Origin of the sequence: Terribacillus sp. AE2B 122 (assembly GCF_902497585.1) — a bacterium.
GTDB classification, from domain to species: Bacteria; Bacillota; Bacilli; order Bacillales; family Amphibacillaceae; genus Terribacillus; species Terribacillus saccharophilus_A.
In genome coordinates, this window is the sequence record NZ_LR700942.1 from 942,180 (window position 1) to 958,515 (window position 16,336).

Annotated in this window: 13 protein-coding genes and 1 other annotated feature (1 of these 14 running past the window's edge); all 13 genes read right to left on the minus strand. The window is 46.5% G+C overall.

Translation table 11 applies throughout. From position 1 onward, the window contains the following. Positions 1-280 precede the first annotated feature (280 nt). The gene (pyrE, locus tag AE2B122_RS04800; RefSeq protein ID WP_095270473.1) at positions 281-892 is read right to left on the minus strand and encodes an orotate phosphoribosyltransferase; all 612 of its coding nucleotides are present in this window, start codon (positions 890-892) and stop codon (positions 281-283) included. Continuing rightward, positions 876-1,592 (minus strand): orotidine-5'-phosphate decarboxylase, encoded by a 717-nt coding sequence (gene pyrF, locus AE2B122_RS04805; RefSeq protein WP_175073221.1) that lies wholly within the window; start codon positions 1,590-1,592, stop codon positions 876-878. The genes pyrE and pyrF overlap by 17 nt, the downstream gene beginning before the upstream one ends. Next, entirely contained in the window at positions 1,564-2,499 is a 936-nt protein-coding gene (locus AE2B122_RS04810) for a dihydroorotate dehydrogenase (protein ID WP_095217548.1), read from the minus strand. The genes pyrF and AE2B122_RS04810 overlap by 29 nt, the downstream gene beginning before the upstream one ends. Next, entirely contained in the window at positions 2,496-3,266 is a 771-nt protein-coding gene (locus tag AE2B122_RS04815) for a dihydroorotate dehydrogenase electron transfer subunit (RefSeq protein ID WP_305852004.1), read from the minus strand. Before AE2B122_RS04815 ends, AE2B122_RS04810 begins: the two co-directional genes overlap by 4 nt. Next, positions 3,263-6,460 carry a carbamoyl-phosphate synthase large subunit gene (gene carB, locus AE2B122_RS04820; protein ID WP_175073222.1) on the minus strand — a complete coding sequence of 1,066 codons (3,198 nt, stop codon included), beginning with the start codon at positions 6,458-6,460 and terminating at the stop codon, positions 3,263-3,265. The genes AE2B122_RS04815 and carB overlap by 4 nt, the downstream gene beginning before the upstream one ends. Next, a complete protein-coding gene (locus AE2B122_RS04825) occupies positions 6,453-7,553 on the minus strand; it encodes a carbamoyl phosphate synthase small subunit (RefSeq protein ID WP_175073223.1) in 1,101 nt (366 codons plus the stop codon). The genes carB and AE2B122_RS04825 overlap by 8 nt, the downstream gene beginning before the upstream one ends. After that, entirely contained in the window at positions 7,550-8,830 is a 1,281-nt protein-coding gene (locus AE2B122_RS04830; RefSeq protein WP_175073224.1) for a dihydroorotase, read from the minus strand. The genes AE2B122_RS04825 and AE2B122_RS04830 overlap by 4 nt, the downstream gene beginning before the upstream one ends. After that, complete coding sequence (locus tag AE2B122_RS04835; protein WP_175073225.1) at positions 8,790-9,713, minus strand: aspartate carbamoyltransferase catalytic subunit; 924 nt, start codon at positions 9,711-9,713, stop codon at positions 8,790-8,792. Before AE2B122_RS04835 ends, AE2B122_RS04830 begins: the two co-directional genes overlap by 41 nt. A 13-nt stretch (positions 9,714-9,726) precedes the next feature. Then, entirely contained in the window at positions 9,727-11,097 is a 1,371-nt protein-coding gene (locus tag AE2B122_RS04840) for a solute carrier family 23 protein (protein ID WP_175073226.1), read from the minus strand. 136 nt (positions 11,098-11,233) lie between these two features. Next, on the minus strand, positions 11,234-11,779 hold the full coding sequence (pyrR, locus tag AE2B122_RS04845; protein ID WP_095230955.1) for a bifunctional pyr operon transcriptional regulator/uracil phosphoribosyltransferase PyrR: 546 nt from the start codon (positions 11,777-11,779) through the stop codon (positions 11,234-11,236). Between the two features lie 171 nt (positions 11,780-11,950). Further along, positions 11,951-12,862 (minus strand): RluA family pseudouridine synthase, encoded by a 912-nt coding sequence (locus AE2B122_RS04850; RefSeq protein WP_095217540.1) that lies wholly within the window; start codon positions 12,860-12,862, stop codon positions 11,951-11,953. Beyond that, the gene (lspA, locus tag AE2B122_RS04855) at positions 12,859-13,323 is read right to left on the minus strand and encodes a signal peptidase II (RefSeq protein ID WP_095217539.1); all 465 of its coding nucleotides are present in this window, start codon (positions 13,321-13,323) and stop codon (positions 12,859-12,861) included. Before lspA ends, AE2B122_RS04850 begins: the two co-directional genes overlap by 4 nt. Positions 13,324-13,435: 112 nt before the next feature. Next, positions 13,436-16,189, minus strand: a complete 2,754-nt coding sequence (gene ileS, locus AE2B122_RS04860) for an isoleucine--tRNA ligase (protein ID WP_175073227.1) — start codon at positions 16,187-16,189, stop codon at positions 13,436-13,438. 61 nt (positions 16,190-16,250) lie between these two features. Beyond that, positions 16,251-16,336: a binding site (T-box leader), on the minus strand (it continues 135 nt past the right edge of the window).

Consider the following 16,336-nt stretch of genomic DNA (forward strand, 5'->3'; position numbering starts at 1 on the left):
TAAATACCAGAATACTGCTGACTTTTGTTTAGAACTTCATAATCCTCCCTTCGCAAACCTCCTTGCTTATGACAGTTACCTTGTGCTTCTACTTACATTTCACAAGAAACTAGCCTTTCTTATTTTATCGGGTATTTTTTAACTTTAATAAGGACTGTTCTATCTTTTTGCGTAATAAGAGCCCATCAGAGGTTACTCTGATGGGCTCTTAAATGATTAAGATTATAATTTATGATACGATTCGGCCTCTACACCTAAAAAAACGCATCTCAACATCCTTTTACAATGTATTACGCCAGTCCAATAGTTCTTGTTTCTCCTGAGAAGTTATCGTCTCTTTCTCTACAAGAATATCAACTAAAGAATCAAAATTTGTCAGCGTCTCAAATGGAACATCAATAGCTGCAAAGTTATCATCCGCTTTTTTCAGATTGTAGCTGAAGATTGCCAGTACCTTTGTCACAATCGCTCCTGCTTCCTGCAGTGCTTGGACTGTGTTAATAACCGAGCCGCCAGTTGAAATGAGATCTTCGATGACAACCACATGTTTACCAGATACGTCGGCCCCTTCGATTTGGTTGCCTTTTCCGTGTCCTTTTTTGCTGGATCTGACATAGATCATAGGCAGATCTGCTTTATCGGCGAGCCATGCTGCATGTGGGATGCCTCCGGTAGCACAGCCTGCGATGATGTCCGTTTCCGGCAACTCGGCTAACTTCTTCTGAAACTGCCGTGCTATAGCCGTACGCACTTCGGGATGACCAAGCGTGAGGCGATTATCACAGTAAATCGGCGAGTGGATGCCAGATGCCCATACAAAAGATTTTGCTGGATCAATCTGTATCGCATCGATTGAAAGCAATGCTTCGGCTATATTAGTTGTAGTTGTCATAGTTTTTCCACTCCTCGATTACTTGTTCGTATGCTTGTTTTGGATTGGATGCTGCTGTGACACTTCTGCCAATCACAAGATAGTCCGCCTGCATTCTTCTAGCACCAGCAGGTGTTGCGATACGTTGTTGATCATTTCGGTCGGATCCTGCCAGCCGTATTCCTGGTGTGACAGTAAGAAAGTCTGATCCGCAAGCTGCTTTGATACTAGATGCCTCATGAGGAGAACAAACTACCCCATCAGCACCTGCTGTTTTGGACAATTCTGCCAGATGCAATGCATATGCAGCAAGCTCCATCGGCTGTTTGAGATCGGTCTGGACCGTGTCTTCATCCATTGATGTCAGCATGGTAACAGCTATCAGTTTAGGAACAGCATTTCTGGCGCCTTGCAGGACACCCTCTTTTGCTGCATCGATCATTTTTGCTCCGCCTAGCGCGTGAACATTCAATATATCTACATCAAGCCCAGCTAGATTACGCATAGCGCTTTTGACTGTATTCGGAATGTCATGCAGCTTAAGGTCGAGGAATATTGGATGGTTATTCTCTTTCAGCTGGTGGATGATTGACGGTCCTTCTCGGTAAAATAGCTCCATTCCGACTTTTACTGGAATCTCGGTAAGCTCATGCTGATCGAGGAAATGCAGCGCTTCTTCCCCGGTCGGGAAATCAAGCGCGAGATAGATTGGTGTCTGCATGTTCATGCCCCTTTCCGATTGCGTCCTCGACACTGGAGAAACCATATTTACTCAGAACATCAGGTAGATTCTGTATGATTTCAGAGCAGACGAATGGATGCTGGAAATTAGCGGTACCTACCGCTACAGCTGATGCACCGGCCAGAAGGAATTCCAGCACATCCTCAGCTGTTGTTACGCCTCCCATGCCGATGATTGGCAAGTTAGTCATCTGGCGTATTTGGTAAACCATGCGAATCGCTACCGGTTTTACAGCAGGACCAGATAAGCCGCCTATTTTGTTGGCAAGCAACGGTTTTCTTCCCGCTAAGTTAATTTGCATACCTGTTAGTGTATTGATTAAAGACAAACCATCTGCCCCGCCTTCTTCGACTGCGCGGGCGATGACTGTGATATCGGTGACGTTCGGCGAGAGTTTTACATAGACTGGTACATCGCTTACTTCTTTCACGGCAGCTGTAACCATTTTAGCAAGTTCCGGATCGGTGCCAAATTGGACACCGCCTTCTTTCACATTCGGACAAGAGATGTTCAGCTCTATCGCTTTTATTACTGGGTGCTTGCTTATTTTCCGTGCTACTTCTACATACTCTTCGACAGTGCTGCCTGCTACATTGGCGATAATCGGCGTGTCATAACCCGCTAAAAACGGGAGCTCATTCTCTATTATCTGATCAACACCTGGGTTTTGTAAGCCGATTGCATTGAGCATACCCGCAGAGGTTTCGGCAACGCGCGGCGTAGCATTGCCATAGCGTGCGGAACCAGTTGCCGCTTTGATCGTAATCGCTCCGAGAAGGTTCAAGTCATAGAGCTCTGCATATTCCTTGCCGAATCCGAAACAGCCGGAAGCTGGTAAAATAGGATTCTTCATATCCAAGCCTGGAAGTTTGATGTTTAAGTTCATGCCAATACAACCTCCTTCGCTCGAAAGACAGGTCCGTCTTTGCATATTTTCTTATAGCCGCTTTCACTGTCGGGCGCTGGTACGACACATGCGAAGCAGGCACCAATGCCGCAGCCCATTCGCTGTTCTATTGAAATAAAACCTTCCTCATCTTCAAGCTGGTTGGATACGGCTTTGAGCATGCCAGTAGGACCGCAGGTGAAAAACTGATCAAAATCGAAACCTTCCTTTTTGATAATATCAGTCACAAACCCTTTTTCCCCAGCACTTCCATCATCTGTTGCCAGATAATAGTCTCCCAGGCTGCGAAATGCTCCTTCATAGAAAACTTGCTCTTTGTTTTGGAATCCTGCTACCATCGTTACCTGGATGCCTTTTTCATGCAGTCGCTGTGCCAGATAATAAAGTGGAGGTACGCCGATTCCGCCGCCTACTAGCAATGCATGCTCCATTTGGAGTTCATCGACTGGATAACCTTGTCCGCACGGTCCAAGTGCATCAAGCTGATCTCCTGGCTCTGCTTTGGCCAGTGTGTTTGTTCCTTCTCCAAGCAGCTTGAAGATGATCGTGATCGTGGACTTCTGTTTATCCACACCAGCGATACTGATAGGACGGCGCAGCATATGATGGCTGCCTTCTCCTACAAGTAAATGGAGGAATTGACCGGGCAGGATGTTCTCCTGCGCCATCTTTCCCTTGAAGGTCATTTCCACTGTATCCTTAGCAATTGTTTCCCTGCTGATAATCTCGAGATGTTCATGAATCAAGATGGCATACCTCCTGCGACTACAGGCTTTGCAGTGAATGTCATAGATTCAATGATGGTTGCAATCGCTTTGGCTGTATCTAGACTAGTCAGGCAGGCGATACCATGCTCCACTGCTTCACGACGGATAAGGAAGCCGTCTGATCTAGGCTGTTTGCCGGAAGTTAATGTGTTCACAACGAATTGTACTTCACCATTTTCAATGATGCTGATCACATTCTGTTCAGAAGCTCCGACTTTTCCTACTGTTGTAACCGGAAGTCCTGCTTCCTCTACTGCTGCACTCGTTCCTTCGGTAGCGTATAGCTGGAAGCCAAGCGCATAAAACAGTTTAGCGATCTCCATCGCTTCTTCTTTATCCTTATCAGCTACTGTGAGCAGAATCGCGCCTTCCTGCGGTACAGATAGACCAGAAGCAAGCAGTCCTTTGTACAGTGCTTTTTCAAGTGTGCGATCATGTCCGATTGCTTCGCCTGTCGATTTCATTTCTGGTCCGAGCAACGTATCGACACTGCGCAGCTTCTCAAAGCTAAATACCGGTACTTTGACATACACGTCTTCTGGTTCCGGCAGGAGGCCGGAAACATACCCCATGTCAGCAAGCTTTTCACCTAATATTGCTTTTGTAGCGATATTTGCCATCGTTACATGTGTGATTTTGGACAGGAACGGAATGGTACGGCTGGCACGCGGGTTCACTTCCAACACATAAGCTTTGTTTTGGTGGATGACGAATTGGATGTTGATCAAGCCTTTAACTCCAAGAGCCTTCGCGATTTGCATTGTCGCATCGATGCATTGCTGGCGGCAATCCTCGGTTATCGTCTGTGTCGGATACACTGCAATTGAATCTCCGGAATGGACGCCGGCGCGTTCGATATGCTCCATGATTCCCGGGATGATTGTTGTTTCTCCATCACTAATGGCATCCACTTCCACCTCGATACCAGTCAAGTATTGATCGATCAAAACTGGATGATCATGTCTGACATGCACCCGTTTCTCCATGTAAGTCTCTAATTCCTCATCATTGTAGACGATCTCCATATTACTTCCGCCAATCACATAGGAAGGACGGACTAGTACAGGATAACCGATCTTTTCTGCTGTTGCTGCTGCATCCGCAAGTTTCGTGATGGAAGCCCCGTCTGGTTTCGCAATCTTCAATTCATCAAGCAGCCTTTCGAATTTATCCCGGTCTTCAGCTGCATCAATAGCCTGTAAAGAAGTTCCGAGAACCTTCACACCGCGGCGTTCCAATCCTTCTGCCAGGTTGATAGCAGTCTGACCGCCAAATTGTACGATCACACCTAGCGGATTTTCCAGGTTGACGACATGCATCACATCTTCAAGTGTTAGCGGTTCGAAATAAAGCTTATCGGATACACTGAAATCCGTCGAAACTGTTTCTGGATTGCTGTTGATGATGATTGCTTCATAGCCTGCTTCCCGTATAGCTAGAACGCTATGGACTGTTGCATAGTCGAATTCAATTCCCTGTCCAATACGGATCGGTCCGGAACCGAGCACAATCACTTTTTCTTTATCAGACGCTATTGATTCATTTTCTTCTTCATAGGTGCTGTAGAAATAAGGTGTTTGCGATTCGAATTCTGCTGCGCATGTATCTACCATCTTATATACAGGTACGAGGTTGTTTTCTGTACGGAACTCGTATACTTTATCCTCAGTTGTGTTCCACCAATGAGCTATTTCCCGGTCAGAGAATCCTTTTTGTTTCACTTCCTCTAACAATTCCAGTTCCCAAGGCTGTTCTTGCAAAGCTGTTTCCATTTTGATCAAAGCTTCAATTTTCCAAAGGAAGAACCGATCGATCATAGTTAGTTCATGCAGCTGTTCAATAGTGTACCCGCGGCGAAAAGCCTCAGCCAGGACAAACAGACGTTCATCATCTGCTTTGATAAGTCGATGTTCCATCTCCTCATCGCTCATTGCATCAAGACTGATGGATGCAAGACCGTTCGCTTTATTATCAAGGGAGCGTACTCCTTTCAGTAAAGCTTCCTCCACATTGCGGCCGATGGCCATTACTTCTCCAGTAGCTTTCATTTGCGTACCTAGTTTGCGGTTGCCGCTGACAAATTTATCAAACGGGAATCGTGGTAGCTTGGCAACAACGTAGTCTAGTGCTGGTTCAAAGTAAGCATACGTTGTACCTGTTACAGGATTTTTAATTTCATCCAGTGTCAAACCTACTGCAATTTTAGCTGCCATCTTGGCGATTGGATAACCTGTTGCCTTGGAAGCAAGTGCGCTTGATCGGCTGACACGAGGGTTCACCTCAATGATGTAATAGTTGAAGCTGTGCGCATCCAAAGCCAGCTGTACATTACAGCCTCCTTCGATCTGCAGTGCTTTGATGATTTTTATGGAAGCGTTGCGCAGCAGCTGGTATTCCCGGTCACTTAGTGTCTGGGACGGTGCTACGACAATGCTGTCACCTGTATGGATGCCGACTGGATCGACGTTTTCCATATTACAGACGACGATTGCCTGATCATTTTTATCTCGCATTACTTCATATTCGATTTCTTTGAATCCGGCAATATTCCGTTCAATTAGACATTGTGTTACTGGGGAGAGCGCTAATCCATTCTTTGTGATTTGTTTTAGCTCCTCCAAGTTATAGCACATTCCACCGCCCGTTCCGCCAAGCGTGTAAGCTGGACGTACGATAAGGGGGAAACCGATCTCTTCTGAAAAAGCTACTGCTCCTTCTACTGTTGTGACAATCTGACTCTCTGGAACTGGTTCTCCAAGACGATGCATCAAATCTCGGAACTGCTCTCGGTCCTCTGCCTGCTGGATTGCTTCAAGGGATGTGCCAAGCAGCTCAACACCGAATTCCTTTAAAATACCTGAGTTGTCTAGCGCCACAGCCAAGTTCAAACCAGTCTGACCGCCAAGTGTCGGCAGCAAGGCATCCGGCTGTTCTTTACGGATAATCTTGCTCAGGAATTCCACCGTGAGCGGCTCCATGTAAACAGTATCCGCAACGGTGTGATCCGTCATGATTGTAGCAGGATTTGAGTTGGCAAGAATGACGGTGTATCCTTCTTCACGCAAAGCCTGGCATGCCTGTGTGCCGGAATAATCGAATTCTGCCGCTTGGCCGATTACAATCGGGCCGGAGCCGATGACAAGTATTTTTTGGATATCAGTGCGTTTAGGCATAAGTTGCTTCCCCCTTGGATGAATGCTTGCTTTGTGCTGTCATGTTTAAGAAGTTATCGAATAGATGACGGGTATCTTCCGGACCAGGTGCTGCTTCCGGATGGTATTGGACACACATGACCGGATATTGACGGTGTTTAAGCCCTTCAACAGTTCCGTCATTCAAAGCTACCTGCGTCAGAATGAGATCTGTTGCAGCCAATGATTCCTTGGTGACCGTATAGCCATGATTTTGTGAAGTTAGGTAGGTTTTTCCCGTCTCCAAGTCTTTGACAGGGTGATTGGAGCCCCGATGTCCGAATTTCAGTTTTTCTGTATTTGCACCTGCTGCCAGTGCAATCAGCTGGTGACCGAGACAGATACCGAAAATAGGTACTTGGCTTATAAGCTCACGAATGGTCTGTATGGCTGGGTCCACGTCTTTCGGATCTCCAGGTCCATTCGTCAGCATGATACCATCAGGGTTTAAATGGAGGATTTGTTCGGCTGTGTAATGCCAAGGTACAACTGTAATATGACAGTCACGGGCTGCCAATTCACGAAGGATGCCGTGCTTCATGCCAAAATCCATGACGACGATGCGTTTACCGCGTCCCGGTACGACATAAGGTTTGGCTGTACTCATACGTTGTACTTGATCGTTCGGAAGTGTGATAGATTCCCAAGAAGCATGTTTTTCAAGTGTATCGACTGCTTCTGTTAATCTAGCTTTCATTGCTCCTTGTTTCCGGATGATTTTTGTCAGTTTACGAGTATCGATACCTTCAATGCCAGGAATCTGATGAAACTTAAGGAAAGCATCAATTGTATACTGTTTCCGGAAGTTAGAAGGTGCTGCAGCAGCTTCTTTCACAACTAGCGCTTGAATGGATGGCTGGATGCTTTCGAAGTCATCGCTGTTAATACCATAGTTGCCGATCAGCGGATACGTCAGTGTAACGATCTGACCGCAGTAGGAAGGGTCAGATATAATCTCTTGATAGCCTGTCATTCCAGTGTTGAAGACGATCTCTCCAGTTGTTGCAGCATCGCTGCCAAACGCTTTGCCAGTAAATACTGTACCGTCTTCTAGGATAAGTTGTCGTTTCTTCATTTTACCGCTTCCTTTCTGTAGACGATTTCTCCGCCAAAGATTGTCATCGTCGGCTCTCCTTTATAGCGCCAGCCGATAAATGGTGTGTTTGTTCCTTTTGATTGGAACTGAGCTGGATTTACTTCTCCATCAGCATCGAGGTCCAATACAGCTATGTCTGCTGCTGCACCGATTTCGAAGCGGCCAAATGGAAGTCCAAATGCCTGTGATGGCTTGATCGTAAGCCAATCAATCAACTGATTGAGCGCAAAGATATCTGTCTCAACAAAGTGTGTATAAAGCAGGCTGAAAGCAGTTTCTGATCCGACGATACCGAATGAAGCATCCAGCATGCTGACGTTCTTCTCTTCTGCTGTATGTGGTGCATGATCCGTCGCGATCATATCTATCGTTCCATCAAGCAGTCCTTCAATTAGCGCCTGACGATCAGCTTCAGATCTGAGCGGCGGATTCATCTTGAAGTTTCCATCATCTGTTTTGATATCTTCATCAACAAGAAGCAAGTGATGTGGTGTTACTTCTGCAGTCACACGAATACCGGCGCGTTTTGCATCTCGGATTACCCGGACTGATTCCTTTGTGCTCACATGGCAGATATGATAATGACAGCCAGCAGCTTCGGCCAGCAGAATATCGCGCGCTATATGTACCGACTCGGAAACACTATTGATGCCTGGCAGACCTAGCCGCTCACTAGCTGTACCTTCGTGCATGACTCCTCCTGGAACAAGGCTGTCATCTTCGCAGTGTGCCACAACAGGAATTCCGAGCTTAGCTGCTCGCTGCATCGTTTCCAGCATCATTCCGGCTGACTGGATGCCAAGACCATCATCGGTGAAGGCAAAAGCTTCTTGCATGTTTTCCATGTCCACTATTTCACGGCCTAATTGCTTTTTAGTGATAGCAGCATACTGCAGTACGCGGATTACGCCGCTTTCTTCGTTGCGAGCCATGATGGATTGGAGCGTTTCTGGACAGTCTGGTGCAGGTCGGAGATTTGGCATAGCAGCTACTGTCGTGAACCCGCCTCGAGCAGCTGCTTTTGTACCTGTTTCAATCGTTTCCTTCTTTTCTGCTCCCGGTTCACGCAAATGCACATGCACATCCACAAAACCAGCTGTGACAAGCTGACCTTCCAAATCTTCCACATGGTCTTCGGCTGTAATTTCGATTTGATTAGCAATATCTGTGATAATGCCATCCTCGATTTTCACCATTACTTCTTCTAGTTTCTGATCAGCTGTTAACTGTTTCGCGTTTGCTAAGATTGTAGCCATGCTTGATTCCCCATCCTTCCAATAGTGTAATGATAACTGCCATTCGTGCTGCTACGCCGTTTTCCATCTGACGAAAGATCCTCGAGCGTGGTGCTTCAACGAGACTGTCGTCGATTTCGATGCCTCTATTGACCGGTGCCGGGTGCACAATGATCGCATGCTGCTGCATCCTTTGTTCCCTTGCTTTAGTCAGACCGTATTGTTCCAAATAACCTGCTTCTTCCTCTTTTGTTTCATGACGCTCAAACTGGATGCGAAGCAGCATCATGACATCACATTGTTCCACTGCATCATCCATACTCAACACCGGGATACCAAGTGTCTCATCCATCCATTCCGGCTTGCCCGCCGCAAAGACTTGCGCCCCCAATTTGCGCAGTGCCATTGCATTGCTTCTGGCAACCCGGCTGTGACGTATATCACCGGCAATAACGATTTTCAGTCCTTCGAAACGTCCATACTCCTGGTAAATCGTCATTAAATCAAGCAAGCATTGTGTCGGGTGCTCTCCTTTTCCGTCACCGGCATTAATAACCGGAATATCCAGCCTCTCAGCAAGCCTTGCAGCTGTATGTTCCTCTGGATGACGGATAACGAGGACCGAAGCGCCGATCGATTGAAGGGTCTTTGCGGTGTCATAGACGGTCTCGCCTTTTGTCACACTGGATGCCTCTGCGGCGAAGTCCAGTACCTCCAGGCCGAGTTTTCGTTCTGCTACGGTAAAGCTCATCTTCGTCCGTGTGCTCGGCTCGAAGAAAAGATTGGCTGCGAACAGCTGCTCCCTGTATCCTGATACCCCCTGTACCTGTATGTCTGTAGCGAGCTGTACGAGCTGTAGCAGTTCCCCTGCGGTAAGATGCTTCATCGATACGAAATGCTTCATGTCCTTCTCCTCCTTATTTGGATGCTGTTTGTTTCTGATCCTCGACTGTGAACAGACTGCCATTTCCAAGGCCGGATTCTTTGCCCGGCAATACAAGGTTCAAGACGACACCAACTAGCGCTGCTAATGCCATGCTGTTGATCTCCAAGTCTAAATCGGCGATCTGGAAGCGAAGGAAAGCTCCGCCAATTCCGATGACCAAGATAATCGAGCTGATGATTAAGTTACGTTTGTCCCCAAGATCAAGCTGGCTGTCTATCATCGTTCGAAGACCGCTTGCAGCGATTATCCCAAAGAGCATGATGCTCACCCCACCCATGACTGCGGATGGTACTGAGCTGATCAAGGCCGTGATCAACCCGGTAAACCCGAACAGAATAGCAAGTACTGCTGTACCTCCGATGACGAATACACTGAACACTCTTGTGATCGCCAACACCCCGATGTTTTCCCCGTAAGTCGTGTTTGGTGGTCCGCCAAGCATGGATGCGATTATTGTCGCGACTCCATCACCTGCCAAGGAAGTATGCAGCCCTGGCTTGACGAGCATGTTTTGATCGACAATTTTGGATAGTGCCAGCTGGTGTCCGATATGTTCGGATACTGTTACCACAGCGATAGGCACCATCGTGAAGAACAGCTGCCAGCTGAATACATCGGCGACGTTATAATCGACAAACGGTATGGTAAAGTTCGGTACAGTGAAGATTCCGCTAAAGAAAGCACCAATGCTATCTGCTGTAACGATCTGGTTCCAAGCCGCCTGTACGCCGCTTGTGTCAACAATTCCTTGTGTGAGGGCGAAGACGTACCCACCGATGATTCCGATCAAGACCGGAATCAATCCAAGGAACCCTTTGAGAAAGATGGACGCCACTACTGTTATTGCTAATGTGACCAGTGCGATTGTGAAGTATTTTGTACTGTATTCCCCAGTATCAGGTGCATTCATTGCCATATCCACCGCAGTCGGTGCCAGTGCCAGACCGATGACGATGATGACTGGCCCAACAACAATCGGCGGAAGCAGTTTGATAATACTTTTCATTCCGCCGAGACGGATGGCGATTGCTACTATGCCGTAGGCAAGACCTGCGAAAAAGCTGCCAATCATGGCTCCTCCGATTCCAGCAGCTTCAATCGATTGCGTTATCGGATAGATGAAGGCGAAACTCGAGCCTAGATAAGCTGGTACTGACCCTCTTGTTATCAAGATGAATGCGAGTGTGCCGACGCCGCTTGAAACAAGCGCTACAGCTGGATCAAGTCCGGTTAGCGCCGGCACCAGGATAGTGGCACCGAACATTGCGAATAAATGCTGTAAGCTGAATATGATCCATTGATTCCATTTTGGGATGTCGTGTATGTTTAGTGCTGGCTTCATCTGTTTCTCTCCTCTTTTTCCTTATAAAAAAAGCCTCTTCGCGATTATGGTCGCAAAGAGGCACACGTCTGCCACTTCCGTGACGACGTTGTAGCTTGCGACCTTGTAAGCCTCTCTGGACTTCCATTAAAGGTCCTTATTCATTTTCGTAAATATCGACGCTCTCGTAATCATCTGTCTCTTCCAACTCGACGACAATAACTTCCGATTGCGAGGTCGGGATGTTCTTCCCGATATAATCGGCCCGAATCGGTAGTTCCCGATGTCCTCTGTCGATCAAAACTGCTAGTTGGATCTGCGCTGGACGTCCCGCGTCCATGATCGCATCCATTGCAGCTCTCACCGTTCTTCCTGTGTATAATACATCATCAATCAAGATGACATTCTTATTCGTTAAATCAGTTCCGAGCTTTACTGGCTGCACCATCGGCTCCTGATTATCAGAGGCATGTGCCAAATCGTCTCGGTATAACGTGATATCCACTTCTTCAAGCGGTACAGTCACTTGTTCGATTCCTTCTATCTTCTGCTGCAGGCGTTTCGCGATGGGAACACCTCTGGTCTGGATACCGACAAGAACCAAATCTTCCGGTCCTTTATTACGTTCTAGGATTTCATGTGCAATCCGTGTGAGCGCACGTCCAATTGCAGCCTGATCCAGCAGGGTTGCTTTCTTATTCATTTTCTTCCCACCTTCCTTTGAAGCTATGAAAAAACCCCTTATCACCATGAGGTAATAAGGGGCTTGGATACATACGTATCCCGTTCATCTCCGCTTCCTTATCAGCCTCTCTGGACTGTCTTAAAGGTTCTTATTCAACTTTATTCAGTATCGCATGTCAGGGAATGACTGTCAAGCATTGAACTTCAACTTGTCCAATTCCTCTTGGAACACGTCTGGAACTGGTGCTTCGAATTGCATCCATTCACCTGAAATTGGATGATTGAAGCCAAGAACTGCAGCATGCAGCGCTTGACCATCGATATCCAACGTTCTGCGCGGACCGTATTTCGGATCTCCAGCAAGCGGATAGCCGATATATTGCATATGCACACGAATCTGGTGTGTTCTGCCTGTCTCAAGCTTACATTCTATATACGTGAATTCTTCAAAGCGCTCCAGCACTTCGAAATGCGTCACAGCAGGCTTTCCGTTTTCAACGACTGCCATTTTCTGACGGTCATTCGTATCACGTCCAATTGGTGCTTCAATTGTACCAAATTCATGGTCAATCACACCATGGACAATTGCCCGGTACTTCCGTTCAATGTCATGTTCCTTCAGCATATCAGTCAATTTTTGATGCGCCTTATCATGCTTAGCGACTACTAAAAGGCCGCTTGTATCCTTATCGATACGGTGTACAATCCCAGGACGCATTGTACCATTGATACCAGAAAGATCTTTTAGATGGTAAAGCAGCGCGTGAACCATTGTACCAGACTGATGACCGTTGGATGGATGTACTACCATTCCGCGCGGCTTGTTCACTACTGCGATATCAGCATCTTCATAGATGATCTCAAGCGGGATATTCTCCGCTTCAATTTTCATTTCCTCAGGTTCCGGAATCGACCACTCGATCACGTCTCCCTCTTGCACAGTATACTTATTCTTAACCTTGGTGCCGTTCACAGTAACTAGATCTTCTTTGATCCAGCTCTGAGCCTGACTCCGGGAAACATCCTCCTGGATATCAGATAACAGCTTATCGATGCGCAAGCCCGCCTGCTCGGCTGCGACTGTATGTTCCAACTTACTCATGCTTCTTTTCTTCCTTTCTTTCGTTCATCAAGCAGCATAGCAATAATGATGAGGATTACACCTACAACTAGACATGAATCCGCCACGTTGAAGATTGGATAATGATAGTCACCGAATCGTGTATCGACAAAGTCGACAACTTCCTTGCGAAACAGCCTATCAATAAAGTTACCAATAGCTCCTCCAAGTACAAGCGAAAGTCCGGTACCCATCAATTTGCTTTCCTTGCTATATTTCACAATATAATAGCTGACTATGACAATAACAATCGCTGTTACAAGATAAAAGAACCAAAAATGACCTTCCAATATCCCCCACGCTGCTCCTCTGTTCCGATGGGAAGACAGGTACAAGAAATTATCGATGACCGGAATTGATTCTCCTTCTGTCATATTTTTCACTACTGCCAATTTCGTTAGCTGATCAATGATGATCAGAATGATCGCGATCACAAAATACATGGACTCCATTTCCTCCGTTCAATACAATCTATCTTGCATTTTACCATAGATACGATGAAAAAGATTGTCCAGATAAAAAGAAAGCTCCGCTTAAAAGCGAAGCTTTCTCTTCTTACGCGTGATAGTGTGCTTCTACGATGCTTGCGCAGCGTGAACATAGTTCAGGATGCAACTCATCCTGCCCTACTGTGTCGGAAGCAACCCAGCAGCGTTCGCATCGGTCTGCCGGATGTTTTTCGACACGGACAGCCACATGCTCATAATCAGCAGCATCAGCATCTGAATCCACCACGTTAGCTTCAGATACAATAAGCAATTGATGCAAATTATCAATTCCTTGAAGAAGCTGTTTCGTTTCATCATCTTTGGCAACAATCGTAAGTTTGGATTCTAATGACTTACCAATGACTTTCTCACTGCGGGCAATTTCCAATGCTTTCAGAACATCATCACGTACTTTGATGAAATGATCCCATTTTGTTAGCAGTTCCTCATGATCTGAAATTGCTACAGCTTCTGGGAAGTCTGACAGCTGGATGCTCTCTGCTTTCTCACCAGGGACGTAACTCCATGCTTCCTCCGTTGTATGAGCAAGAATCGGTGCAAGCATTTGCAGAAGCGATTTTACAATTTCGTAATACGCAGTCTGAATGCTGCGGCGTGCTGGATGATCAGCAGCCTCGATATAAAGGATATCTTTACCGAAATCAAGGTAGAACGCACTAAGTTCTACAGAACAGAAGCTTAGGATTGCAGAATATACATCCGCAAATTCGTAATTGTCATAGCTCTCGCGTACGTGCTTAGTCAAATCAGAAAGCTTCGCAAGCATATAACGATCTACTTCGACCATGTCTGCATGCGCTACGCTGTCCTTAGCAGGATCGAAATCATGCAAGTTAGCTAGCAAGAAGCGGAAAGTATTTCGGATTTTGCGGTAGCCCTCGGATGTCTGTTTGATGATCTCATCGGAGATACGCACATCGGATTGATAATCAACAGAAGCAACCCATAGACGAAGAATATCCGCACCATACTGCTTCATGATTTTCGCTGGAACAACGATGTTGCCAAGCGATTTACTCATCTTTTTACCTTTACCGTCTAATGCGAATCCGTGGCTGAGGACTGCTTTGTACGGTGCTTTGCCTGTTACAGCGACAGCAGTTGTCAAAGAAGAGTTGAACCAGCCGCGATACTGGTCAGAGCCTTCCAAGTAAAGGTCAGCTGGACGCTGCAATTCCGGTCGGTTTACTAACACACCTTGGTGAGAAGAACCAGAATCGAACCATACGTCCATGATATCTGTTTCTTTCGTGAAGATGCCGTTCGGGCTATGCTCGGAAGTGAAGCCTTCCGGTAATAGATCTTTCGCTTCTCTTTCGAACCAGATATTTGAGCCATGCTCAAGGAACAGGTCAGAAACATGCTGGATCGTTTCTTCTGTAATGATTGGTTCTCCATTTTCCCCATAAAATACAGGAATCGGAACACCCCATGCACGCTGACGGGAAATACACCAGTCTTCGCGATCACGGAACATGTTATAAAGACGTGTTTCGCCCCATTTCGGGAACCATTCCACTTCTTTGATTTGTTCGATGATTTGCTCGCGGAATGCTTTGATGGAAGCAAACCATTGAGCCGTTGCACGATAGATAACTGGCTTCTTCGTACGCCAGTCATGCGGGTAAGAATGCGTGAAGAATTCAAGTTTTAGTAATGCACCTTTTTCTTCAAGCAGTTCTGTGATCTCTTTATTCGCCTTATCATAGAATACACCTTCAAAACCAGGAGCTTCACTAGTGAAGACACCTTTGTCATCCAAAGGACTAATGATCGGCAATTTGTATTTCTGGCTGGCAAAGAAATCTTCTTCCCCGTGTCCTGGAGCTGTGTGTACACAGCCTGTACCGCTGTCTGTTGTAACGTGTTCACCAAGGATGATCAAAGATTCACGGTCATAGAAAGGATGCTGTGTTGTTACATACTCCGCTTCTTTTCCTTTGAATGTTTTCAGTACTTCAGGACTGCTCCATTCAAGTGTTTCTGTAACGTTGCCAAGCAAATCTTCTGCTACGACATATTTCTCGCTGCCAACTTGTGCTACCACATATGTCACTTCTGGATGAAGCGAGATTGCGACGTTCGCAGGCAATGTCCAAGGAGTTGTCGTCCAGATGATGAATTTCTCGTCACCTTGGAACAAGTTTTTACCGTCTTTCACTTGGAACGCTACATAAATGGATGCAGAACGTTTGTCTTGGTACTCGATTTCCGCTTCTGCCAAAGCAGATTCAGAAGATGGAGACCAGTATACCGGCTTCATACCTTTGTAGATGTAGCCGCGTTCTGCCATTTCACCGAACACTTTAATCTGTGCTGCTTCATAATCCTTTGTCAACGTAATATAAGGATTATCCCAATCACCACGAACACCTAGCTGCTTGAACTGGGTACGCTGGTTGTCGATTTGCTGCATTGCGTATTCCGCGCAAAGTCGGCGGAATTCTGCAACCGTCATTTTCTTGCGGTCAACCTTTTTCTTCGTTAGGGCTTGTTCAATCGGTAGTCCGTGTGTATCCCAGCCTGGAACATAGGGTGCATGGAAGCCGGACATTGATTTATAGCGAACGATAAAGTCCTTCAGTACTTTGTTAAGTGCATGGCCCATATGAAGGTCACCATTGGCATATGGAGGTCCGTCATGCAAGACGAAGAGCGGACGCCCTTCCGTTCTTTCCTGCACTTTTTTGTAGATGTTTTGTTCTTCCCATTCCTGCTGCATTTTCGGTTCTTTGTTCGGCAGGTTGCCGCGCATCGGGAAAGCCGTTTCCGGCATCAGCAATGTTTCTTTGTAATCCAATGTATTTTCCTCCTTATATGACCGATAATTTTGGGCAAAAAAAGGAGTCTCTCATCATCCCAGAAGGGACGAGAGAGACTCGCGGTACCACCCTTATAGACAGACTAGTATCATCTATCCACTCGAATTCGTAACGTGAATGAGACG